Below are 23,445 nucleotides of genomic sequence, written 5' to 3'. Positions count from 1 at the left end.
GAACTGGCTGGGTGGGCGCATGCAGGCCCGAAGTACCAGTCTGGCAGCAGGAGATTTACGCGTCTGTACGCGAACGAACGTTCAGTCTCAGGCTGCGCCGGGACGTGCCGACGCCACCCTGTGCCGCATGGCCAGTGTGGCGCGCGCAATGGTCGAGCGCCTGGCGCAGAGCCGTATCGACATTACGCAAGGACATGTCGTGCCGCTCGGCCACTTCCTGGCGGGTCAGTTCGTCCACGCGCAACGCTTCAAGCACTTGCTGGTGGCGCCGCGGCAGCAAGTCGACAGCCTGCGCCAGCCGGCGCACGTCGGCATGCAGCTCGGCCAGGCGTTCCGGCCCGGCCGCCATATCGGCCAGAAAATCGACTTGGCCAGCGGCGCCGTCCCCATCGCCCTCGTCCGCATACAGCCAGGCGCGGTTGCGGCGCAGGCTGTCCATGGCCGCATTGCAAGCCACGCGAAACACATAGGCGACGGGGCTGTGCGCCAGCGGCGCCCCATCGCCCGCCGCCAGCGTGCCCAGGCGCAGCCAGGCGTCGTGCAGGCTGTCGCTGGCCAGCTCGGTGCAACCCAGGTGGCGCGTCAGGCGCCGGTGCAAGCCCCGGTAATTGCTTTCCAGCACAGCCTGCATCTGCCTGCCCTGCCCCGGCAACGACGCTGGCGCTGGCGCCATGTCGTTGGCCGCCCGCAGACGGGGCCGGATAGCGGGCAGGCACCAGGCCATGCCGGCCGCGCGCAAGGGCAAGGGTTCGGCCAAGCGGGCCATCATGGCGACAACCTGCTGCGTTCTTGCGCCGTCAGCTGACGCGTGGCCGATTCCGGCAGCGGGCCCAGGCCCAGCACGCGCACGGCGCTGCGCGGGTTGTAGTCGGCCGCCTCGATGCGCGCGCCGTCCTGCGGCATCGCTTGCGCGCTGTCAGGCGGCGCGTCGCTGCCAAAACCCAGCACGCGCACCGTGAACACGGATGGCTGCGCCGAACGGGTGGCGGCGCGTTCGCGCTGCACCACGTCCTGCGCCGCCGCCGTCGCCTGCGTGGCGGCCGCGCTGGCATTCGTCATGGCAGCCACGTTGACGGATGCCGCCGTCGGCATACCCTTGGCTTCGCCCTTGACCTGGATGTTCGCCGCGTTCATCACCTTCAGCGCGGCCAGGTTGACGTTACCCGAGACGCGGATGCCCGCCTCGCCCGCGTCGATGGTGCCCAGCGGCGCCAGCAAGTCCACGTCGCCGGCCGGCACTTCGGCAATCGGCGCCAGGGTGGCGATGCCGGCGCCCGTACTCGGCACGTCGGATGACAAGGTCACGTTGCCCCAGTTGTCATACACGCGCTTGGGCGGCGTGTAGACGATGGTCGACTTCGAACCACGCCCCGCGTTGATGTCGCCCTCCGAGGACCAGCCCAGGATATCGCCGCCAAACGTGGTCATGACGCGGCTCTGGCCCAGCAGAATGCTGCCATGCGAGAACAGGTTGATATTCCCGCCGCCCTTGGTGATGACGCCCGAGGTCGACGGCGGCGCCTCGCCTTCGATGCCGAATACCTGCTTGCCGCCCGGCGTCAGCAGCGCGATATCGCCACCGAAGTTGGTGTGCACGTAGCCGCTGCGGGGAACGATGCGGTCATTGTTTCCCGAACTCGGATTGTAGAGAGCAAACGTGCCGCGGTACATGACGATGTCGCCCGCATAGGAAATCGCCTTGCCGCCGGCGTCGGTGGCCGGCGCCAAGCCTGCGATGGCGTTGCGGCTGCGCAAAAAGCTGCCGTAGCGCGAACTGTCCCAGTCGTTGTACTCGCGTCCGCCCGCCTTCAGTTCGGCAAAATACACAGTGCGGGCAAACACGCGCTGCTGCGGCTCGGGCAAGGCCAGGTAGAAGGCCAGCGCTTCGGCAGGCGTGCCCTTGAAGCCGTAGCGCTCGACTAGCCACGCAGCCAGCTCCTTCTCGTACGATTTCACGACCTTGCCAGCCTGCTCGGCCAGCGGCACGCCCGTCTGCGCCACGTTCGCCGGGTCGAGGTAGGGTTTGACGAAGCGCAGATAGTCGAGACCGGCCGCGCCCACGCCCGCCTGCATGGCGATGCCGGCGCCCGCACGCTTGTCGCCCGCCACAACGGGGCCGAGGCTGACGACGCTGCCCTTGTCCTGCATCAGGATATTGCGCCCGGCGCTGATATCGAGCGTGCCGGGGCCGGCCACGTTGAAGGAACTGCCCAGGATATCGCGCCCGGCCGAGACCACCGATACGTCATGCGCATTGTTATGCACGAACAGGTTGCTGTAGGTGTTGAATAACATGCCGCTCTCGCTGCCGCCCACGCCTTCCAGCAGCGCCGTGCCGCTGCTGACGATGTCGCGTCCGGCCTTCATCCAGACCGGTTGCGCACCCTCATACCAGGTGATGCCCGCATGCTTGGCGTCGTAGAACTCGACGATGCGACCGACGTTGACGCCGAGCAAATCGCCCTTGACGGCATAGATGCGTGCCGCTTGCGTGCCGCTGTTGCCAGGGCCGGCGGCCGAATCGGGACCGAAGGCGAACAGCTGGTATACATCTGCCCTCGCCGGCACCCCCGTGCTGGACAGATTGCTGGCCAGCGGACCGGTCGACCATGAATTCGGGGTCAGGGCGAGGTAGGCGGGCTTGAACGGCGTCGCCATGCTGTCCGCTGCCGCGCCGGATTGGCCGATGGTAAAACCGCCAGCATAGATGGAATCACCGGCCAGCCACTGCAGTTGTGCATTCGGCGAAGGCGCCAGCAGCAATGGTGCGGCATAGCTATTGGCAGCATTGCTGTCCACAATCGTCTTGCCGTAGTACAGGCTGCCATGCGCTGCGGCAACGCGCACGATGGATGGGTAGATGGTGGCGAAGTCGGTTTCCGTGCCGATCGACGCCGTCAATGGCGTCAGATTGCCGCCGGCGGAGAACAGGTCGAGCGCCGTGTGCGGTGTCCACAGGCTGAACCAGCTGTTGCCGATACCCAGTTCGCCGGATGGCGCAAGCGCCGATGTCGGGTTGAGCATCAGTACGCGGCCGGGATCGGCCACATCTTGCAGCACCTGGTCGCCCAGGGTCGCCACGCTGAACGTGGCGTCGCCCGGCACCAGGGTCATGCCGCCCTGCGGCGTGGCGCGCGTGGCCGTGAAGGCATCGTAGGCGCGTGTTTCTTTCGGCGCGTGATCGGTACTTTGTGTGCCATATTGCAGCTTCAGGCTGCCCAGTTGCGCGGCCGACGTTTCCGCGTGGCCGCGCAAGTCGACCAGGGCGCCATTCATGTGGCCAGCATTCGGCACGCCTGCCGGGTTGATGGCGCCGCCCACGCGCAGGTCCAGGTCGCCGCCGCCCGTCAACACCATGCTGCCATCGGCATTCACGCGGCCCGTACTGCCCACGGCCAGCAGCAAGCCCTGCGAACGGGTATTGATATTGCCGTCATAGCTGCTGCCCTGCGCCAGCGCCAGCGCGCCGGCGTCACCCGCCACGTCGGCGCGCAGATTGCCGCCACCCAGGGTACCGAAACCCGTAAAGCCCAGGACGTCGTCGGCCAGGGTGCTGCGGCCCACATAGGTGCCGAAATTGACCCACCAAGCCACCGGCTGCGCCAGGCCACCGATGGCGAGACCGCCGCTGCCCTGGCGCCACAGCCAGTTGCCCACGGCCGTGCTGTCATAGCCCGCGTCCGCCGTCACGGGGCGCAAATTGATCGCGGCACTGCGGCCCAATAACGAACCGCTCAGGTCACCGTCGACCTTCAGCAGCAGGTTGCCGCCCTGGTCGGGGTACCAGGCGCGGTAGATGCTGCCGGTGCCGCCATCGACCAGGTGTTCATGCTCGCCGTCCAGATTGTTCAATACCTTGCCGTCGGCATTGCGCGCCCGTGCCTGGTTGAACGGGTCGCCCGGCAACGTCGCCGTGGACGACATGCCGGCCGTGTACACGCCATACAGGCTGTCCATGCGCAAGTCGCCGCCGCTGAGCAGGTCCAAATCGCCCGTGCCCGTGCGCAGCACGCTGTAGCGCAAGCTGGACGCCTTGTAGTCAAACGTGGAACTGGAGGTGCCGCACCAAGTGGGATTTTCCTCGCAAATGGTCAACCACTTCAGCGCCACCGGGTCGACCACGTCGCCCGCCTTCACGCTGTCGTCGGCAAACTCTTCCGCGCCGACCTTGGTCCAGATGTACGCTACCTTCAACACGCACATGGTCGGGTCGCCGGCACAGAAATCCACGATATTGGTATCGAACCGGCTAAGGAATTCGTCAGTGATAATTTCACCGGCCACGATGCCTTCGATACCCAGGTCCGCAGCAGCCTGACTCCAGTACTGCACGCCCTTCGGCGGAATCAGGATCCCGGACATGCCGTAATGGCTGTCGGCCAGGCGCAGGGTGCCATGCTCGGGATGAGCCTGCACGCTGCGCGTGTCGGCTGCATCGAGGTCGGCGCCCGCCACCAGGCGCATGCCCCACGCTTGCGAGCCTTCGGCCAGCATGGGCGCGATGGCCCACAACTTGCCCTGGCTGCCCGCCACTTCCGGACGCAGCTGGATGGACGCCACGCCGGCCATCAGCTTGACGTCGGTGCCGGACGGGATCAGGGAGCCCACAGCCAGCGCAAGGTTGCCGTTGAGTATGAAGATGGAGCGTTCGCCCGCCACGCCAGGCAGCGGCATGCCCTTGGGCCAGGTCATGGCGCCCACTTTCACCGGTTGCTTGAGCACGCTGCCTGCGTCAAGGCGCATGCCGGCGTCCAAGGTTTGCGCCGTGGCCAGCAGGCTGCCGGCCGCATGGATGATATTGCCGGCGCTGTCGCGCACGGCCGCCGCCAGCACCGTGCCGGCCGGCAAGGTCACGGCCTGGTCCAGGGTCACGGCCGCGGGCAGGCGCGTATTGGCGCCCAGATTGAAGCCCTTGATGGGTAAATCGTAGTTGAGCGCGATGCCGCCCGGGAACAGCGTGCCATCGGCCACGGTCACGCCCTGGCCCGGCACGATGACGTCGCTGCCATTGATGTCGCGGCCCGGCAGCAATACCCAGCCTTTGTCATCCTTGGTGGCGGGCGGCGGCGCGAAGCCGTCATTGATGCTGCCGTAAATGCTCAAGTCGCCGCCGGCGCGCAGCAGCAAGCTGCCCACCTCGCCCGAACCGCGCATGCCCGTCTGCTGGAAGCGCGGATTCAGGCTGGCGTAGCGCATGCCTGACAGGTCCAGGTCGCCCTGCACCACCAGGTCGCCATCGGGCGTCTTGCTGACGATATCGACGCCTGGGCGCAAGTGCAGCGCATCGGCATACGCGGCCGTCGTTAAGCCCGCCAGCTTGCCGTTGCGCAATTTCGTGTTGGCCAGCGCCGCATCGATGAAGGCCGTGCTGTCCGCATGCTTGCTGTCGAGATACGCCTGGTTGATCACCTGATACGGGCGGCCGCTGGCCGACAGGTCTTGCACCGGCTGACCATTGGCGCCAGGCACCATGGCGTAGGCTGCGTCGTCATAGCGCTGCATGGCGTTGACGGCGATGGATTTCGCGCCGCGGATGGTCAAGCCGCCGCCGGCCGCGATGGCGATGTCGCCAAAGGTGGCGGCGTCAACGTCCGTGCGGGTGCCGCCGCTGCCCAGGCGCGGCGCGTTCAATTCCAGCGTGCCGCGCGCGGCGCCGTCGTACTGGCCCTTGCCCTTGCCGGCCACGGCCGCCGTGCCGTGGCGCACGTCGATCTGCGCGCCGCCGGCCAGGTCCAATGTGCCCTCGCCCGCGTTCAGCTCCACCATGGCCCGGTTCGGGCTGTCGATGATCTTGCCATAGCTGTCGACGCGCAAGACGCTGCCATGCGCGTCAAGCACGGCATTGCCGGCCAAGGTCAGCCCATGCTTGCCGGCCAGGCGGATGCTGCCCACGCGCTCGCCGCTGGCGTCGATCACGCCGGCGACGACCAGGCGACCGTTGTCGACGGACACCTGCACTTCACCCGCCTTGAGCTCATTACCTATCGTCAGATCGCCCTGTTTCAGCTGGAAGCTGCGCCCGCCCGTCACGCCGCCTTCCGTCAGGCGCGTGTTCAGCGCGGCGAACTGGCTGTCCAGCGTGCCGCCCGCGTCCAGCGTCAGCGCGCGCACATCCACGCTGCCCTTCTTGTATGGCACCACGGTGCCGCCCGCGTCGTAGCTGCCGCTGGCGCCGCCGAGTATCTTGCCCTGCAAGTCCACCATGCCGGCCGCGCTATCGAGCGCCACGGCCTTCAGGCTGCCGGCGCGGTTGTTCTCGGCCGACAGATCGATCACGGCACCCGCAGCCTGGCGAATATCGCCGGCGCGGCTGTCCAGGGTGACGTCGCCGCCCCAGCTGTATTTATCCACGTCGAAGAAGGTGCTCTTGCGGCCCGCCATGTCGATGCGCGCGCCGTCGGCCACGGTAATGTCGTGCTGCGCGTTGACGGTGAGCTTGCCGCTAGGCAATACCAAGGCCGTCGCCACGCTGACGCTATCGCCATGCAAGGCCAGCTGGGCACCCAGCCCATCGTTGTTTTTGACGGCAGCCGCTGGCGTCGCGCCGGCCGGCGCCGCCACCGTCAGCGCGCCGCCCGCCGTATAACTGTGCGCGGAACCAGCGTCGCCCGTCAACAGCGGCGTGATGATGTTCAGCTTGCCGCCACTGTACTGAACACCCTTGCCCGCCTCGTAGGCGCCCTGCGCCTGGTAGACGGACAGGCTGCCCTTGTGGTTGGCCGTGACCTGGCCCGACGCTTTCAGGTTGACGGTGCCAAAACCCAGCGCCAGGCGGTCGAACGAGGCGACGCCGGCCGGTTGCGTGAACGGGCCGAAGCCGAAATCGATGCGTTCCGCTTCCAGGTTCAGGGTGCCGCTGCCCGTGCCGGCGCCATGCGCGATGATATTGCCAGCTGGAGACAGCGCGCCGCCCCAGATCAGGTTGGCCGTGCGGATGGTAGCCACGGTATCGGCGCCGCCCTGGCCGTACATGGCCGGCGTGGTCAGCACCAGGCGCTCCAGGGTGGATTTTCCCGTGCTCTTGTCGTAGGTATCGAGCACCACGTCGCCATAGAAATTGACGCCGTCTGCCGCACTCAGCATCAGCGCCTGCAGCGCCGGTGCGCCCGTGCTGGTATCGCCGCGCAGCAGGCGGTCCAGCACACCTTGGTTCAGGGCCAGGCCGCTGGAACGCGTGCCGTTGGCCTGCGCCGCCGCCAGCGCTTCGCTGCTGCCCATGTTGATGGCGCCCACGGACAGGCTCAGGTTGCGCGTACCGTAGCGGGCCGAGTCGTCCAGCTGGAAACTGCCATTGGTCGACAGCAGCAAGGTGCCTTCCGAGTACAGGCTCGCTGTACTGGTGCCGGCGCAAGCGTCGTCGCACACGCCGATGCGGATGCCGCCACGCGCCGAACCGCCAACCGGCGCCGCATTGAGCAAGCCGTTCGACGCGGCCAGCACGTGCATGTCCGCGCGGGTCTTATAGATGAAGCCGTCGTTGGCGTCATACGCGGCCTTGCCGCGTCCCAAGGTGCTGATACCCGCGCCAGGCGCGATATCGATCAAGCCATCGCCCTGCATCTCATTGCCCGGGTCCTGGGCCACCAGGAATACCTCGGGCGCCGACAGGACGGCTCCCGCGCGCAGGTAGATGGCGCGCGCCGAGTTGACGCCGAAGTTCACGTAATTGCCGCCCTGGCCGTATGCCACCGTCGGTATGTTGCCCACCACAATGCGGGCCGCACCGATATTGTTCAGGCTCGAGGCGCGCACGCTGACCAACCCGGCGCCGCTGGTGGCCGGCGCGCCATCGGCGAGAATTTCAATCTCGCCATTGGAGACATTGCTCGATCCCAGCATCACGGTGCCGCCATAGCCGCCTTCGGCTGCGGCGAACTTGCCGGTGCCCCGGAACTGGAATGTGTCCAGACCGCCATCTTGCGCCAGGGTCAGCTTGAGCGTCTTGGCATCGGACGGCAGCATTGCCCGGGGAATGCCGCGCGTCTGCGCATCGGCCAGGGCAAACGCGGCATAGCCCGTTTCATTGTATTGGGAATACGTGCGCAAGACCTTGGCTGGCGTGAGTATCAGCTGGCTGGCCAGCGGCGCGCGGATATCGGTGCCGGCAATCGACAAGGTGCCGGGCGCGGCCCAGGAACCATTGCGCAGCTGCTGCGCCAGGGCGGCGCTTCCCCCCTGGCCCGCCAGGCCGTTCAATTCGACGCGGAAGGCGCCCGGCAGCAAGGCATAGGTCGAGGGCATCAGGGTGTAGGTGCCGGCGGGCAAGCCCGGCACGCCATTGCCGATGGTCACCTGCCGGCCCACGGCCGCATCGGATGCCGCCTTGTCTCCGCCCGAAGGCGCCTGCGGCGTTTGCACGCCCGGCACGATGGCGTACACAGGGTTGGTCGCCAGGCCCGGCAAGACAAAACCACCATTCGCGCCCACCTGCACCAGCGGATGATAGCGCGCGTCGGTGGAGCCGCCGCGGCCGGCGATGAAACCGGCACCCGTCAGTTCGCCGCCGCCGGACAGGTCGAGCAGTGCGCCCGGCCGCACGTCGACGGCCACGCCGGCCATTTCCACGCCGACGCGTAGCAGGCCGCCCTGCCCACTGAAGCCGCCCACGCCCAGGAGGGCGGCCGGCTTGCCATCCACATTCCAGGCCTGTCCATCGACGGTGCCGCCATACGGCATGACCAGGCCGGCGCCGCTGACGGAGGTGACGCTACCAGGCAATAGATTCACCGTCAGGCTCTTGTCATTGTTATAGCGGGCCGCGCCGATCGCCAGACGGCCCAGCGGCGCGCGCACCACGCCACCCTGCTCGATATGCGCAGCCTCCAGTTCCAGCGAACCGAAGGCGGAATACGGCATGGCTGGCACGCTGTCGGTCGTGCGGGCGATGTTCAGGCTGCGCGCAGGATCGTAGCCGAACTTTCCCTCCACCAAGCCAGAGCCAACGCGCACGGCGGCACCGGCGCCCGTTTCCGGATACAGCTGGGCTGCACTGAGGGTCATGTCGCCCGGCGAGGACAGCACCGTCGTCGCTTGATTGCCATCCCAGCCCAGCGGGGACAGCAGGAAACGCAGGTCGCCGCGGCTGGTCAGGCGCACGTCGTCGGCCAGGATGGAGACCATGCCGCGCACGTCGATCAAGTCACCCGCGATGTTGATCTGCCGGGCGACCGGCGATTCTCCCGCGCTGCCTGGCGTCGTATAGAAATCGCGGCCGACAGGCTTGACGCTGGCCAGGCGCACATACGGCGCCGCGATGCTGACCTTCGCGCCAGGCTTGCTGCCAGGCGACAGCATGGGCGCACCGTACAGCTGGAAGCTTTGCTGCAGCCTCAGCGACACGTCACCATCGAAGCTTGCCGCGCCAAGCAGGGCCAGGTTGCCGAAACCGCCCGCGTCCACCTGCTCCACCGAAAAACGGCCATGGCCGTACTGCAGCGTTTGCGCCCCGTCCTGCGCCGCCTCCTGTGCACTGACGCCATCGGCCAGGTCGCTGGCGACCTGCTGCTGCGTCAACTTCAACTGGCGTCCCTGCAGCACCCTGGCCTGCGCCAGCTCCTTGCGGTATTCGGGCGAACCCGTAGCCACGGACAGGGTGCCGCCCGCCGCGCCCGCGCCACCCGCCCTGGCCAGCAGCTGGCCATCGAGGTACAAGCCATTGTTCGAGGCCAGCGCGATGCTGCCGCCCGCGCTGGCCACATCGACCGCCACACCATTCACACCATTCACACCGTTCACATCGAGCACGGCGTGCGCGCCGGAAGCGTCGAGCACGGCACCGTCGCGCACGACGACAAACAGGCTGGCCGCCGAGGTACTGCCCTGCGCATGGTTGATTTCGCCGCCGACAACGATGCTGCCGCCATCGACCACCTTGCCGTAGCGCCGGCCCTGCACGTCGGTGGCCGTCACGGCGCGCGACGCCACGTCCAGCACGGCGTTCTCGCCGATCCACAGGGAACGGCCATGGCCGGCCGCTTCCACCGCTTCGGACACATTCACGTCGACGCCCACGCCGCCCAAGCTGATCTTGCCGCCCCAGGCGTTCAAGCGTCCTTCCACCGTCAACTGGCCCACGCTGGACAGCTTGATGGCCTGGCCCGCATCGACATTCACCACAGCGCCCTTGCCGACCAGCAGTTCGGCGCTGGCCATGTCGGCCGCGCCGGACTGGATATCGCCCACTTGCAAGGCCAGGCTGGCGCCCTTGCGCTGGGTCAAGGTGCCCTTGAATGCATTTTCCGTGTATTGCTCCGGCGTCCACAGGGCCAATTTTTCATTGTCCACCACGCGCAGCACGGGCATGCGCACGTCCACCAGCGTGCCGTCCGCTACCGTCAAGCCCTGCTTGCCGAGCAGGCTATAGCTGGAAAAACCCTTGTCGAAGAAGTCGCCGCCCAGCTGCAGGCTGCCTTTCTGTGCGGTATCGGCTGGGCCGACCAGTATCTTGTTCGCCTGCAATTCCAGCTTGCCGCCACCCGCCACGCCATGGCCGCGCACTTGCGCGCCCTCGCCCAGCAGCAGGTCGGCCTTAGGCCCATAACTGGCCAGGGTCAGGTTGCCGCCCTTGCCGCCCTGCTGCTTCGCCTGTGAAAGAATGGCCGCGCCCGAGCTCACGTCGATCAGGCTGCCATTGCCGATGCGCACGTCGCCAACCGCGCGCAGGGAAACGCTGCCACCGTTCAGGTACGGCAAGCCGGCGGCGGCCAGCGGGTCGCGCAGCACATTGGCCAGCAAGCCGCTGGTGTCCAGGCTCACGCCATCGGTCAGCACCAGCTTGCCGGCGGGTCCGCCCGGAATGACGAAGGTGTCAGCCATGCCCGCCGCACCGATCTGGTTCAGCACATTGCCGGCCGCAATGCTGCCGCCATGGCTGCGCAGGCTGGCGTTCAGCGCCACGTCCGTGCCGTACAGGGTGATATTGCCGCCGTCGGCCACCTGCAGCGCGCTGTCGACCGTGATCGCGCCTTTCGCGGCGATGCGGATGGCGCCCAGCTGTTGTTCGTTCAGCAAGTTGGTATCGAGCAGCAGCTTGCCCTGGCGTTCCACTGCAAGCACGTCCGCCACCTCGAGGCCGGCGGCGATGCCGTCCTGCACGCGCGTCAAGCGCACCTCGTCCATGACGGCCGACAGCGCATGCTGCAGCACGCCCGTGCGCTTGTCGAACATCGGCTGATACTGGCCAACGATCAACTGCCCCCGCTGCGCGGCCGCCAGTGGCGACTGCTGGTAGCCGTCGAGCAGCGCCTGCGGCGCCTGTATCTGGCGCTCGCCCTGGAAAACGTCGCCCGCGATGCCCCCTTCCAGCACGGCCGACCCGGTGGCGATCACCAGCTTGCCGGCGTCGCGGCCCACCGTGTAGCCGTTTTCCAGCCGCTGCTGCGCGGCGATCAATGGACTGGCGTAGAACGCGCTGGCCTCCTTGCCCCAGCGCGCATGCTCTTCCTCGTAACCCTTGTACACGCCCGCATACGGCAAGTCGGCGGGCGCGCTGCCCGCTTCAACCAGCTTGCCATCGGCGCTTTTCAGCCAAGTCTGGCGCAGTGCGCCCGTTTGCACATCCAGGGTGCCACCCGACAGGTTGATGCTGGAGCCGGCTTGCGTGACGACATCCTTGCCGCCGAAGGTGACGGTGCCGCCCTGCGCCATCCACTCGCTGACGGAATGGCCCTGCGTGCCCAGGTAACCGGCCACTTCCAGCAAGCCGCCGGCCGTGTACCAGCGGTCGCTGTCATAGCCGTTCGTGCCCTTCGGTACAAACACCAGCTTGCGGCGGTCGACCCAGATATTGTTGTTGATCAAGGCTTTGCCGTCGCGGTTCACGGGCGCATCGCGCTGCTCGTTGCCCTGCACGTTGATTTCGACATTGTTGGCCGCCATGGCAACCTTGACGCCCACGGCGCCGGAGACGTCGAGCTGGGCGCCGTCGCGCACAAGGCTGCGGCTGGCGGCGTTGACGGCGATCTGGCCGCCCGTGGCCAGGGTCAGGGAATCGCCGAGGAATTCCACCGTGCCGGCGCTGCCGATCTCGATGCGCGACTGGTCGCGGCGGTCGTTCACGGCGAGAATATTTTCCGTCGACGTCACGGCCGGGCCGCGCATGGCGTCGCGCTGGCTGTCGAGCGCCGTGGTCTTGCCGTCGTCTTCGACCAGGATGGCCGTTGTGGCGCCGCGTCCCACGGTGACGGCCGCGTCACTGCCCAGCGCATTCAGGTGAATGGTGCCGCGCGTGGCCGTGGTGGTGGACGCGATCACGACGCCATCCTGGCGCACTTCGCGCCCGGCCAGGGTGATGTCGCCTTCGCGCGCCTGGATCAAGCCCGTGTTGACGACCTTGCCCGCCGTGCTGCCAGCCGCGAACTGCGGCGTGACTTCGCTGCCGCGCGTGCTCGACAGCGGGTTGCCATCGGTGCCCACGCCTTTTTTAATATTAAAGCTGTCGCCGGCGGCCAGCAGGGCCTGGCCTTTGGGCGTGCTGATCTCGCCCGCATTGTGGACTTCCTTACCCAGCAGCATCACATAGCCGCCGCCTTCCGTGCTGCCCTTGGGCGCATTGCTGGCGATACGCGCGCCCGCCTGCACCTGCACCTTGCCGGCCGCATCGGTGAACGTCGTGGCGCCGGCCGTGCCGGAGCTGTGGATGCCGTTCTTCTGGAATTGGGTATCGCTGACGCGAGCCGCGGCCGCCACCAGGCTGCGCGTGTCGACCTGGCTCGTGCCGGTAAACACAATGCCGTTGCGGTTGACGAGCAGCACCGTGCCGTCGGCCCTGATCTGGCCCTGGATCTGGCTGGGACGTGATTGCGGGTCGTTGACGCGGTTCAGTACGGCCCAGTCTTTTTGTTGCTGGAACGTCAGGGTCGTATCCTTGCCGACGTTAAACGTTTCCCAGTTCAGAATGGCCTTGTCCGCCGTCTGCCGCACCACCACGGCCATCTTGCCCGCCGCCACCGTCTGCACGGGCGCCTGGGCGTTGAGCCAGCCGGCCGTCAGGCTGTTGGTGTCGACCTGCAAGCCGCCCTGCGCCAGCCCATTTGGCACGCTGGGGTCGCCAGCGGCCTGCTGGCGCGCCTGCGCCATTGCCGCTTGCTGCGCGGCAATGGCGCGCGCGGCCAGGTTCAAGTTGTTGAGCGAGCGCTGCAGTTGCTGATTCGCTTGCTGGCCCTCGGGGCGGCTGCCCAGCGGCAGCGGCTGACCATTCGGCAAGCGGCCCGAGCTGGCCGCCGTATTTTGCGCCGCGCCCTTGGCCGCGAACCAGCCGCCGCTGAACGCCTGCTGCGCGCGCGCCGGCGTGGTAAAGGCGCCCGCCATCAGCATCGTGGTCAGTGCGTAAGCGAGCGGCGTGAGCCGCAAGCGGCTGCCCAGCGTGGAGGACCGCTGCGCGCCCGTGTCAACGTTCGGGACTGGGCGCTGGGCAGTGTGAAGCTTGGTCATGGCAATGGTTTCCTGGCTAGAGAGTAGGGAACGGAGCCTGGCGGTGGCGCAGGCGTCCATGCCTCCATGACGTAGCTCGATGGCGGAAGGGATAATGTTTTTTGAAAAATATTTTTGACCAGCCCCGGCAGAGAAACCCGGAATCAGCTGAGCAGCACGATGCCGCCTGGCAAGCTGGTCATTTGCGCTCCATACAGGTCGCGTATCATCGCCAGCGCGCCATCGGTTTGCCCGATGGAAAAGCGCATGCGCACCAGGCGGCGGCCCAGTTCGGGATTGCGCAGCAGCACCCGGCCGGGCCGGTAGCGGTTGATTTCATCGACTACCTGGGATAGCGGTTTGCCGACAAACGACAGCGCACCCGTGCGCCAGGCGCTCGCCTCCTGCGTCGGCGCGGCCGTGGCCGCCTGCGCGCTCCGGTCGTCGTACACCAGTTGCTGCCCTGCATCGAGGGTCTGGCGCCGCTGTTGCCACAGCACGTCCACGGCGCCCGCCAGGCAAGTCACGCAAACGACGTCGTCCGTGTGACGCACATTGAAGCGAGCCGACTGCGCCAGCAAGCGCCCCGCTCCCGCCAGCACCGTCACGGGCTGGCGCGCGCCGCTGGCCAGGATTTCCGCCTCGCCGCCCAGCAGTTCGATAGCTTCCGGCGCCCGCACATTGATGCGCGTCTGCGTATTCATCTGCACCGTCATCTGTTGCGACAGCGCCACTTGCCGCTGCTCGCCCGTACCCGTGCGGTAGTCAGCGCTCAACTCTTGCAGCGAAGGCCAGGCCCCCAGCGGTGGACGCAGCGCCAGCACGGCCACGCCGGCCGCCAGCGCGCCGCCCAGAAAAGCACGCCGCCCCGGCCGGACGGGAAACGCCAGCACGTTCGCCCGCTGTGGCGCAGCGGCGGCGGCATGGGTCAACGCTGGATCGAGCGCCTGCCACACTTGTTTGAGTTCGCGCCAGGCGCGCGCATGGTCGGGGCTGCGCGCGCACCAGGCGCGCAAGGCGTCGGCGTCGGCTTGCGTAAAATCGTCGGAACGCAGCCGCGCCCACCAGGCAGCGGCTTGCTGGCCGATGGCGGTGTCGGTATGGTCAGAAAAGCGTGGATCGCGGTCAGGAGCAGTCATGGGATTCATCAATATTTACGGCGGCCCGACACATCGCTGCGCTGGGCGGCCTCGGCGTCGGCCATGCACGTTTTACAGTGTTGCATGGCGGCCTGCAATTCTTTCTTCACCATCGCCACGGAAATGCCGAAGCGCTCGGCAATCTCCGCGTTGAGCATGCCATCGATGCGCGCCGCCGTCAGGATGGCGCGGCGGCGTGGCGACAGGCCCGCCAGCGCCACGTCGAGCGCCTGCACGTCGAGACGCGCCGAGACGATGCGCGCGGGATCGCTGATGTCGTCGCCAATCTCGTCGGCCATGTGCATCAGCTCTTCGCGTTCGCGCTCGGTGACGATGATGTGGTCGCGGCGGTAGGCATCGGTGGCGATATTGGCCGCCATGCGCAGCAGATAGGCGTCGGGATTGTGGATGGGCGCGGCGGCGGGGCCAGGTGCCACCATCGCTTCGAGCCGCAACCAGGTTTCCTGCAGCGCATCGGCCGCATTGTGCTTGCAGCCGACCACGCGTTCGAGGCGCCAGCGCAGCACGGCGTAGCGCGAACTGAGGTGGCGTTTGAGCTTGGTGCGCAGGTCGGGCATGCTCATGGGGCGGTCCTACCCGGCGCGCTGGCGGCGCAATCGACTTCGCTGCCCGGCCCTTGCGGCAGCAGCAGGATGGAGACGGGCTGCGGCATCGAAGGCAGCGGCGGCGCGCCCACGCGCATGCCCAGCACCACGCGCGCGATGGCCGTGTCGCGCGCGCGCAGTCCCGTGCTGTCAAGCAAGTGCACGCGGTCCACCACCCCGGCGCGGTTCAGATACAGCTGCAGGGCCAGGCGGTAGCCGCCGGGACGCGTCTGCGCCGCGCGGCACAGCAGCCCCAGCAGCATATGCTGCAGCCGGCTCACATAGGCCGCATGGTCGCTGCCGCCCTGCAGGGCGCCGGGGATGTCGGCGGCGGCCACGACGGCGGCCGGCGGCAAGTCCGCCGCCGCTGCAGCCGGAGTGCCGGCAGGGGCATACACGATGACGGCTTGCGCGTCGGACAGGCGCGATAGCAGCCCCGTGCCCTCCAGCAAGACTTGCAGGGCCGCGCCTGCCGCATACGCGCCGCGTACGGCGGCCGACTGACGCTGCGCGTAGCGCTGATCCATCAGCACGGCGATGCCCGTGCGGCGGCTGTACAGGTCGAGCGCATCGCCGAGGTTTTGCGCGGCAATGTCGAACTGCAGCACGGAACCCTCGGCCGACTGCGCCCGCACTGGCCCCACCGCGGTCAGGAAGCCCAGCAGAACCAGGTATCCCGCCAGCGCGAGCACATGGACGGATGCCGGGCTGCCTGTCATATCGCTATCGTGTCGCTATCGTGTGAGGGTGGAACTGCGTGGAAATGAGGCATTGCCAAGTAACAATTCTTGCGTCAACTGCAATAGCCTACACAGAAAAAATGACGGCTTCGTGACATGCTTGCCATCCATATATTTCGCCATGCGGGACGTCTGGTGCGGCAGTTATTTCGGCTACACTGACTGTCACTTTCCCTTTCAGACGCCTGATGATCGAAAAGAATCTGCCCGAGCTGGTCATGTTGAAACGCCTCATCGACGAGGGTGGCAGCCACCTGGAAGTGGCCGCGCCCTGCAGCATCGCCATGGATGGGCGCGAATTTCCCGTGTACACAATCGCGCTGGGCAACCCCAGCCCTGACGTGCCCGTGCTGGGCTTTTTTGGCGGCATCCACGGCCTCGAACGCATCGGCACGCAAGTGCTCCTGTCCTTCCTGGAAAGCCTGATCGCGCGCCTGCGCTGGGACGCCACCCTGCATCAGCAGCTGGAAAGCATGCGCCTCGTGTTCATGCCCTTGGTCAATCCGGGCGGCATGTGGCAAGCCACGCGCTGCAATCCGCGCGGCGTGGACCTGATGCGCAACGCACCGCTCAGCGCGCGCGAAAAAGTGCCGTTCATGCTGGGCGGACAGCGCTACAGCGCCCGCCTGCCCTGGTACCGTGGCGCGGCCGGGGGACCGATGGAACTGGAAAGCCAAGCCGTGTGCAACCTCGTCGAGCGCGAATTGCTGTCGCGCCAGTTCAGCATCGCCCTCGATTGTCATTCCGGTTTCGGCTTGCGCGACCGCATCTGGTTTCCCCATGCACATACCAAGGTGCCGATCAAACACCTGGCCGAGATCGGCGCGCTGGAAGAGCTGTTCAGCCAAAGCTACCCCAACCACAACTATGTGTTCGAGCCGCAAAGCCGCCAGTACCGCACGCATGGCGACCTGTGGGACTATCTGTACCTGAACGGCACCAGTTACAGCGGGCGCGTGTTCCTGCCGCTGACCCTGGAAATGGGCTCGTGGCTGTGGGTCAAGAAAAACCCGCGCCAGTTGTTCAACCGGGTCAGCATCTTCAACCCCACGGCTGCGCACCGCTTGCAGCGCGTGCTGCGGCGGCACCTGGTGTGGTTCGATTTCCTCATGCGCGCCGCCAGCAGCCACGGCCGCTGGATGCCGGAAGGCTTGCTGCGCAAGGCGCAGCGCCGGCGCGCGCTCATGCAATGGTACGAATCATGACGACGCCCACCTGGATTTTATTGCGCGGCCTGATGCGCGAACAGCGCCACTGGGGCGAGTTTCCCGCCAGCCTCGCGCGCGCCTTGCCCGGCGCCAGCATCATCACGCCCGACTTGCCCGGCAATGGCAGGCGCCATGCGCAGGACAGCGCCACCCGCGTGGCAGACATGGTGGAAGCCTGCCGTCAGGAAATGCTGGCGCGCGGCATCGCTGCCCCGTACCACTTGCTGGCCCTGTCGCTGGGCGGCATGGTGGCCGTGGAATGGGCCAGTCGCTACCCGCAGGAAATTGCCCGCTGCGTGCTGCTCAACACCAGCATGCGGCCGTACAGTCCGTTTTACCGGCGCCTGCGCTGGCAAAACTACGCTGCCCTGCTGCGCCAGCTGCTGCTGGGCGATGCACACAGCCAGGAAGCGCTGATCCTGCGCCTGACCAGCCGCCGATATGCACAAGGCAACCCCGCGCTGCTGGCCGACTGGCGTGCATATCAGCAGGAATACCCCGTCAGCCGGCGCAACGCGCTGCGCCAGCTGCTGTCGGCCGCCCGCTACCGCGCCCCCTCCAGCCGCCCCGCCATGCCCGTGCTGGTGATTGCCGGCGCGCAAGATCAATTGGTCGACCACCGCTGCTCGCAGCAACTGGCGCGCGCCTGGCAGGCGGACTGCCTGATTCACCGCGACGCGGGCCACGACCTGCCCTTGGACGAGGGACTGTGGGTGGCGCTATCGGTGGCGCGCTGGCTGGGGGTGGCAGCGCCAGAACATGAGCTGAAAACAACATCACGATGAGCATGCAGATAACAGACGATCCGGCCGCGCCGGGCGGCCAACTGGCAGAGCTGGTGCAGGCCGGCGTGCAGGAACACATTTTCCCAGGCGCGGCCTGGGCCATGGGCACCATCCATCACAGCGTGGCAGGCGCGGCCGGACGGCTCACGCCCGAGCCCGCCAGTGCCGCGATGCAAGTCGACACCTTGTTCGACATCGCTTCGCTGACCAAGATCATCAGCGTATGGTCGCTGACGGGCTGGCTGGTGCGCCGCAATCGCCTGCGCCTGGACAGCTGCCTGGCCGACGTGCTGCCCGGCACGGCTGGCCATGCGCTGGCGCCCATCACCATGTTCCAGCTGCTCACCCATACGGCCGGCTTGCCGCTGCGCGCCCGCCTGCGCGCCAGCTATGGCGAGGTGTACGACGATATCGTGCGCGGCGTGCTGCGCGAACCGCTGGAAGGCACGCCGGGCCAGGCCGTCGAATACACGGACCGCGCGGCACTGATCCTCGGCCTGGTCATTGAGCGGCTGCTGGGCCTGCCCCTGGACCAGGCCCTGGCCGAGCATGTCCTGCGGCCGCTGGGCATGGCCGCCACGGGCTTTGGCCCGCTGGCAGCTGCGCATGGCATGCAGGTCGCGCCCACCGAGTATTGCGAGCAGGCGGGCGCGCACCTTTCCGGCGTGACGCATGATTTTTCGACCCGGCTGCTGGGCGGCGTGTGCGGCATCTCCGGGCTGTTTTCGAACGTACCCGACCTGCAGCGCTTCCTGCTGGCAATGCTGGCGCCGCAAGCGGGACGCCACGGCGAGGTGTTGGACGCCGACTGGGTGCGCGCCTCGCTGACGGTGCAGACCGGTGCCCTGACTCCCTCGCGCGGCCTGTTCTGGCACCCGGCGGCGGGCACCAGGCCCGAAGACGACGTCTGGTGCCATCTGGGCTTCACCGGCACCGCCCTGTGGCTCAGCCCCCGGCGCGGCCGCTATGCGCTGCTGCTGACGAACAAGCTGTACTACACACGCGATTTCGCCAGGATCAACGCGCTGCGGGGCGACTTCATGCGCTGCGCATTCGATCTCTGATTTTTACAAGCGCAGGCTCACGGCAATAGCCAGCAGCAACGCGCCGGCCGCCGCCAATAGTGCGCTGTTGAAACTGTGCGATTGCGCATACAGGCTGCCCGCCAGCACGGGGCCGATGATCTGGCCCACGCCATACACCACCGTCATGATGGCCATCATGCGGGCGCCCGCTTTGCCGGCGGCCCGCTGCGCGGCCGGCATGGCGATGGTCACCTTGCCGACAAACGTGCCGCCGCCGAGGATGTCGCTGAGCAGATCGCCGGCGGCCAAGGGCGCCAGCACGGGCAGCGCCACGCCTGGCGCGTGCCGAGGCGCTCGTGTAGCCGGTGCCTCCGGTGCCAGCGTCGACGCAGCGGGTGCGGGCGGTGCGCGCTGTGGGCCTGCGCACGCATGGCCGGGATGGCGCCCAGCAAGTAACCGGCATAGTTGGCCGTGAAGGCGAAGCGGCCGAAGCCCATGCCGATGGCGAGGATGGCCGCCCCTGCGATGGCCGCGCGCAGCCTTGCCGGCGCGTTCACGGCGCCATCTCGCCCACTTGCGCCAGCAAGTGTTGAAAGGCGGGCACGTCGAATCCCGCGCGCCACACCAGCAGAGTGTCGGCTTGCCCTACGGAAAGCGTCTTCAGGGTAGCCGGCGCATCGGACAGCGCCAGCACGCTGGCCGGCAACAAGGTCACGCAGGCGCCGGCCGCCACGCAGGCGATCATGGTGTGATACGAACTCATTTCTTGCACCCGCCATTGCGTGCTGCCGGCCACGCCCAGCACCTCTTCGGCGATGCCGCGGTAGGTGCAGCCCTGCGGGAAGGCCGCCAGCGAGCGCGTGCGCACATCCACGGCGCGGCGCGCCTGCGTTTCGCTGGCCGGCAGCAGCAAACACAGTTCCTCGCGCCACACGGCTGCCGATGCCAAGCCCAGCTCCACCAAGGCGGCAACGCCGCCGAACGATGGCAGCAAGGCAACAAAAGCGCAGTCGAGCAAGCCCGTGCGCACCTGCTCGATCAGGGGCCGCGATGGCCCCGTGCTCAGCGCCAGGCGCGTCGCCGGATAGCGGGCGTGATACGCGGCCAGCAGCGCCGGCAGGCGGCTGGCCGCCGTACTTTCCATGCTGCCGACGCGCAAGGTGCCACCCTCGCGCCCGCCAGTGACAACATGCCTGGCCTCTTCCGCCAGCGCCAGCAGGCGCTGTGCATACTCGAGAAAGCGCTCGCCCGCCGCCGTCAGGGCCATTCGCTTGTTGGTGCGCACGAACAATTCGGCGCCGATATCGGCTTCCAGCTGCTGAATGCGCGTGGTGACGCTGGACGGCGCGCGGCCCAGCCGCGCTGCGGCCTGGGTGACGCTCAGTTCACTGGCCACGGCACAAAAAATCGTCAATGACTCCATATCCATCATGTTCTTTCTTTTGAAATGATTGTGATATTATATTCTCAAAATAAGAATACGAATATGCGTACGACACGGCATCCTCAACTTCATGAAGGAAACAGCATGACCTCGTCCCAGCGCTTCCTCGACCGCCTCGGCTTGCGGTACCCCATCATCCAGGCGCCGATGGCGGGCGTCTCCACGCCGCGCCTGGCCGCCGTTGTCTCGAATGCGGGCGGCCTCGGTTCGCTGGCTATCGGAGCGGGCACCGTGGCGCAGGCGCGCCAAGTGATAGCCGACACGCGCGCGCTGACCGACGGCCCCTTTAATGTGAATGTGTTTTGCCATGCGCCGGCGGTGAGGGATGCGCGGCGCGAAGCCGCTTGGCTGGCCCATCTGGCACCCCTGTTTGCGGAGCTGGGTGCGGCCTTGCCGGTGGAACTCGACGAGATCTATACAACCTTTATCGGCGATGAACCGGCATTCGCCCTGTTGCTGGAACAGCGCCCCGCCGTCGTCAGCTTTCATTTCGGCTTGCCGACGACACAGCAAATCGCCACCCTGCGCCAGGCCGGCATCTACACAATGGCGACGGCCACCAATCTGCGCGAAGCGGCCCTGATCGAACAGGCGGGTGTCGACGCCATCGTGGCGCAAGGCGTGGAAGCGGGCGGCCATCGCGGCGTCTTCGATCCGCAAGCGCCGGACGAGCGTCACAGCACGTCAGTGCTGCTGCGTCTGTTGGCGGGCCGCACCGCCCTGCCCCTCATCGCCGCCGGCGGCATCATGGATGGCCTAGGCATCCGCGCCGCGCTGGACCTGGGCGCCGTGGCCGCCCAACTGGGCACGGCGTTCGTGCTGTGCCCGGAATCGTCGGCCAATGCGGACTACCGCGCCAAGCTGAAAAGCGGGCGGGCGGCGGCCACCCGCCTGACCAGCGTGCTCTCGGGCCGCCTGGCGCGCGGCATGCTGAACCGTTTGATCGAACACGGCGAAGCGCCAGGCAGCCCGCCGCCGGCCGCCTACCCCGTCGCCTACGATGCCGCCAAACAATTGAACGCGCTGGCAAGCCAGCACGGCGACAGCGAATTTGCCGCGCAATGGGCCGGCCAGGGCGCGCCGCTGGCGCGGGAAATGGGGGCGGAGCAGCTGGTTTTGACCTTGGCAAACGAAATGGCGCCTTAATTTCAGGATGCCGCTGACATGGGACGCCGCCATGGACACGTATGCCACAGGCCGCACGCCAGCGAAAGAGAGAAAGGTGGCTGAACGCTGCGACTGCAGTGTAGTGTCCGCTTCCGCCCAGAAGCGGAAGTTCCCGCGCCTATCAGCACTACGTTTCCGTAGGACTGGGTGTGGAAAATTGCCCATCAAAATTAGGATGGCAGCTCACTTATCTTCGTGGTTCTTGTTAGGCAAGAATCGTAGGTATCCAGCAATGCTGAGACCGCTCCCTGCAACTTTATCATTGGGATGAATGCACCCTTCATTCATCGGTATTTCTTCAAAGTCAAATGGACTGATTCCGTCCAGGCAAGCCGCATTTATCCCGTATTGATACGGATTAGACCGGCGCTGATGGTGCGTGTAGATCCCACACTTTGAGCAGAAATAGTGCTTTGCTTGCATCGTGTTGAACTGGTAAACGGTCAGCGACTACTCTCCGGCAATGATTTCGACGTCCCTTAGCGCCGCTGAGACTGCGATCGCTCCACGCATTCGGCAATATGAGCAATTGCAACGCCGCGCGGTATTCAGCTCGTCGGTGAGCCGGACATGAAATTGTACTGTTCCGCAATGGCATGCCCCCCGCATTTGACGAACGTTCTTTTCCACACTTTTCTTTTTTCAAATGACGGCCATCGGCTGCCGGAAGCGGCCACTCAGCGAATGTACGGGCAGAGCCTTCAGCTGCCCACCTCACCCCGCAATAGTGCATACACATTCATATCGACATATTGACCACGCACGAAATTGGCACCGCGTGATATCCCCTCTTTCTGAAAGCCGCTTTTAATCGCCACCTTTTCCGATGCCTCATTGCGCGTGTCCAGACGAATCTCTAGTCGGTTGACCAGGGTGGAATCGAACAAGTAACGCACCAGCAGCCGCACAGCCTCCGTGACAAAACCCCGGCCACGGTACTCATTCGACAGGGTATAGCCAATCTCGCGCGCATTAAAGTAGGGCACTGCCTTGAAGTGCCAAATCGTTCCGATGACAGTGCCGCCGGGCGGTTCAACAATCACAAACCATACCAGGGCATCGCTTACCATGCCGTCGGCATTGAGGTTGCGCTCTAGTTCAATTGGCGAATGTATCGCATTCGTCAAGTATTCTCCACGCACATCAGGGGCGTTTAACAAAGTCGTCAGTGCAGGGAGGTCGCTGTAGACAACATGACGGATAAGGAAATTTCTTGCTTTGAATGATAAGGTGTATTTCCCGATTTATACTGCAAGTCTGTTTCTGGCCGCTTGCTGTCGTCTGAAGGTATCTTTGGCTCGACTATATCAGTGCCGTTACTCGACTGAATCCGATGGCGTTGTTACGTGCGTGTCGACCGAAAATATCGGCCCCTGCCATTGCTCATTGTCGAAGACGGCTAACTGATGCCTGCCCGGCCAGGCTGTATTGATGAGTGTTTCCCAAAAGTGCCGCGCAGCAGGGTTTTCTTCAATGACACTAACCTCCCATTTGGCCGGGAACATCGTCATGATGGTTTCCGCAGCCATCCTGCCTAGTCCTTGACGTCGGTACTTGCGAACGACGAAGAACTCTACGATTGCATGCGTATTTCCCTGGATCTGGACCTCATCGTTTGTCAAAACAAAGCCTGCCCACCTATTGTCGACCTTCATGACATACGCTGACCACGTAGGGTTTATCCAAAAGCAGTCTAAGTCGTAATAACCGTATTGACCATGTTCGTCCAAATCTGTGCCGTCAAGCTCGGAAAAATCGTGCTGATACAGTTCCATCAAGTTTCTGACTATCTGGCGTTCTGTGAACTCGGCGCGTCGAATTTCAATCTTCATTTATTAAGGTTCGCATTTTGACTCTATCGCATTGCAATATTGCCGTTCCAAGTTGAGAAAACATCTACACCGTTGTGTTGCAGGTCAAAC

General features: G+C 66.0%; 13 protein-coding genes. 4 read left to right on the top strand and 9 right to left on the bottom strand.

The window, feature by feature from the left end:
- Nucleotides 1-55: 55 nt before the first annotated feature.
- The 5 genes from ACP7DE_RS23660 to ACP7DE_RS23640 form a co-directional block, all read right to left on the bottom strand.
- Nucleotides 56-769 carry a sigma-70 family RNA polymerase sigma factor gene (locus ACP7DE_RS23660; protein WP_426074376.1) on the bottom strand — a complete coding sequence of 238 codons (714 nt, stop codon included), beginning with the start codon at nucleotides 767-769 and terminating at the stop codon, nucleotides 56-58.
- Nucleotides 766-13,431: a filamentous haemagglutinin family protein gene (locus ACP7DE_RS23655; RefSeq protein WP_426074375.1), complete on the bottom strand. Its 12,666-nt coding sequence runs from the start codon at nucleotides 13,429-13,431 to the stop codon at nucleotides 766-768. Before ACP7DE_RS23655 ends, ACP7DE_RS23660 begins: the two co-directional genes overlap by 4 nt.
- Nucleotides 13,432-13,574: 143 nt before the next feature.
- A complete protein-coding gene (locus tag ACP7DE_RS23650) occupies nucleotides 13,575-14,549 on the bottom strand; it encodes a FecR family protein (protein WP_426074374.1) in 975 nt (324 codons plus the stop codon).
- Nucleotides 14,550-14,557: 8 nt separating this feature from the next.
- Nucleotides 14,558-15,133, bottom strand: a complete 576-nt coding sequence (locus ACP7DE_RS23645) for an RNA polymerase sigma factor (RefSeq protein WP_426074373.1) — start codon at nucleotides 15,131-15,133, stop codon at nucleotides 14,558-14,560.
- Nucleotides 15,130-15,873, bottom strand: coding sequence for a hypothetical protein (locus ACP7DE_RS23640; protein ID WP_426074372.1), 744 nt, complete (start codon nucleotides 15,871-15,873; stop codon nucleotides 15,130-15,132). Before ACP7DE_RS23640 ends, ACP7DE_RS23645 begins: the two co-directional genes overlap by 4 nt.
- A 209-nt stretch (nucleotides 15,874-16,082) precedes the next feature.
- Here ACP7DE_RS23640 and ACP7DE_RS23635 point away from each other — a divergent pair, with 209 nt between their 5' ends.
- The 3 genes from ACP7DE_RS23635 to ACP7DE_RS23625 are packed head-to-tail and all read left to right on the top strand — an operon-like array spanning nucleotide 16,083 to nucleotide 18,951.
- A complete protein-coding gene (locus tag ACP7DE_RS23635) occupies nucleotides 16,083-17,099 on the top strand; it encodes a M14 family zinc carboxypeptidase (RefSeq protein WP_426074371.1) in 1,017 nt (338 codons plus the stop codon).
- The gene (locus tag ACP7DE_RS23630; RefSeq protein WP_426074370.1) at nucleotides 17,096-17,887 is read left to right on the top strand and encodes an alpha/beta fold hydrolase; all 792 of its coding nucleotides are present in this window, start codon (nucleotides 17,096-17,098) and stop codon (nucleotides 17,885-17,887) included. Before ACP7DE_RS23635 ends, ACP7DE_RS23630 begins: the two co-directional genes overlap by 4 nt.
- Nucleotides 17,888-17,889: 2 nt before the next feature.
- On the top strand, nucleotides 17,890-18,951 hold the full coding sequence (locus ACP7DE_RS23625) for a serine hydrolase domain-containing protein (protein ID WP_426074369.1): 1,062 nt from the start codon (nucleotides 17,890-17,892) through the stop codon (nucleotides 18,949-18,951).
- A gap of 3 nt (nucleotides 18,952-18,954) precedes the next feature.
- Here ACP7DE_RS23625 and ACP7DE_RS23620 read toward each other — a convergent pair whose 3' ends face one another.
- Both ACP7DE_RS23620 and ACP7DE_RS23615 read right to left on the bottom strand, forming a co-directional pair.
- Complete coding sequence (locus ACP7DE_RS23620; RefSeq protein ID WP_426074368.1) at nucleotides 18,955-19,245, bottom strand: YbfB/YjiJ family MFS transporter; 291 nt, start codon at nucleotides 19,243-19,245, stop codon at nucleotides 18,955-18,957.
- 220 nt (nucleotides 19,246-19,465) lie between these two features.
- A complete protein-coding gene (locus ACP7DE_RS23615; protein WP_426074436.1) occupies nucleotides 19,466-20,341 on the bottom strand; it encodes a LysR substrate-binding domain-containing protein in 876 nt (291 codons plus the stop codon).
- Nucleotides 20,342-20,440: 99 nt separating this feature from the next.
- Here ACP7DE_RS23615 and ACP7DE_RS23610 point away from each other — a divergent pair, with 99 nt between their 5' ends.
- The gene (locus ACP7DE_RS23610) at nucleotides 20,441-21,502 is read left to right on the top strand and encodes an NAD(P)H-dependent flavin oxidoreductase (RefSeq protein WP_426074367.1); all 1,062 of its coding nucleotides are present in this window, start codon (nucleotides 20,441-20,443) and stop codon (nucleotides 21,500-21,502) included.
- 722 nt (nucleotides 21,503-22,224) lie between these two features.
- Here ACP7DE_RS23610 and ACP7DE_RS23605 read toward each other — a convergent pair.
- Together ACP7DE_RS23605 and ACP7DE_RS23600 are read right to left on the bottom strand one after the other, a co-directional pair.
- Nucleotides 22,225-22,725 carry a GNAT family N-acetyltransferase gene (locus ACP7DE_RS23605; RefSeq protein ID WP_426074435.1) on the bottom strand — a complete coding sequence of 167 codons (501 nt, stop codon included), beginning with the start codon at nucleotides 22,723-22,725 and terminating at the stop codon, nucleotides 22,225-22,227.
- Nucleotides 22,726-22,839: 114 nt separating this feature from the next.
- A complete protein-coding gene (locus tag ACP7DE_RS23600; protein ID WP_426074366.1) occupies nucleotides 22,840-23,355 on the bottom strand; it encodes a GNAT family N-acetyltransferase in 516 nt (171 codons plus the stop codon).
- Between the last annotated feature and the right edge of the window lie 90 nt (nucleotides 23,356-23,445).

The organism is Janthinobacterium sp. DSP2-3-3 (genome assembly GCF_049897325.1).
GTDB lineage: Bacteria > Pseudomonadota > Gammaproteobacteria > Burkholderiales > Burkholderiaceae_D > Janthinobacterium.
Note: the sequence above shows the minus strand (reverse complement) of the source record. Positions and strands in the feature narration are given on the sequence as shown.

Coding starts and splice junctions, on each gene's coding strand:
- ACP7DE_RS23625 (WP_426074369.1), top strand. CDS start 17,890: ATGCAGATAACAGACGATCCGGCCGCGCCGGGCGGCCAACTGGCAGAG.
- ACP7DE_RS23660 (WP_426074376.1), bottom strand. CDS start 769: ATGATGGCCCGCTTGGCCGAACCCTTGCCCTTGCGCGCGGCCGGCATG.
- ACP7DE_RS23640 (WP_426074372.1), bottom strand. CDS start 15,873: ATGACAGGCAGCCCGGCATCCGTCCATGTGCTCGCGCTGGCGGGATAC.
- ACP7DE_RS23645 (WP_426074373.1), bottom strand. CDS start 15,133: ATGAGCATGCCCGACCTGCGCACCAAGCTCAAACGCCACCTCAGTTCG.
- ACP7DE_RS23615 (WP_426074436.1), bottom strand. CDS start 20,341: ATGGATATGGAGTCATTGACGATTTTTTGTGCCGTGGCCAGTGAACTG.
- ACP7DE_RS23600 (WP_426074366.1), bottom strand. CDS start 23,355: ATGAAGATTGAAATTCGACGCGCCGAGTTCACAGAACGCCAGATAGTC.
- ACP7DE_RS23630 (WP_426074370.1), top strand. CDS start 17,096: ATGACGACGCCCACCTGGATTTTATTGCGCGGCCTGATGCGCGAACAG.
- ACP7DE_RS23655 (WP_426074375.1), bottom strand. CDS start 13,431: ATGACCAAGCTTCACACTGCCCAGCGCCCAGTCCCGAACGTTGACACG.
- ACP7DE_RS23610 (WP_426074367.1), top strand. CDS start 20,441: ATGACCTCGTCCCAGCGCTTCCTCGACCGCCTCGGCTTGCGGTACCCC.
- ACP7DE_RS23650 (WP_426074374.1), bottom strand. CDS start 14,549: ATGACTGCTCCTGACCGCGATCCACGCTTTTCTGACCATACCGACACC.
- ACP7DE_RS23635 (WP_426074371.1), top strand. CDS start 16,083: ATGATCGAAAAGAATCTGCCCGAGCTGGTCATGTTGAAACGCCTCATC.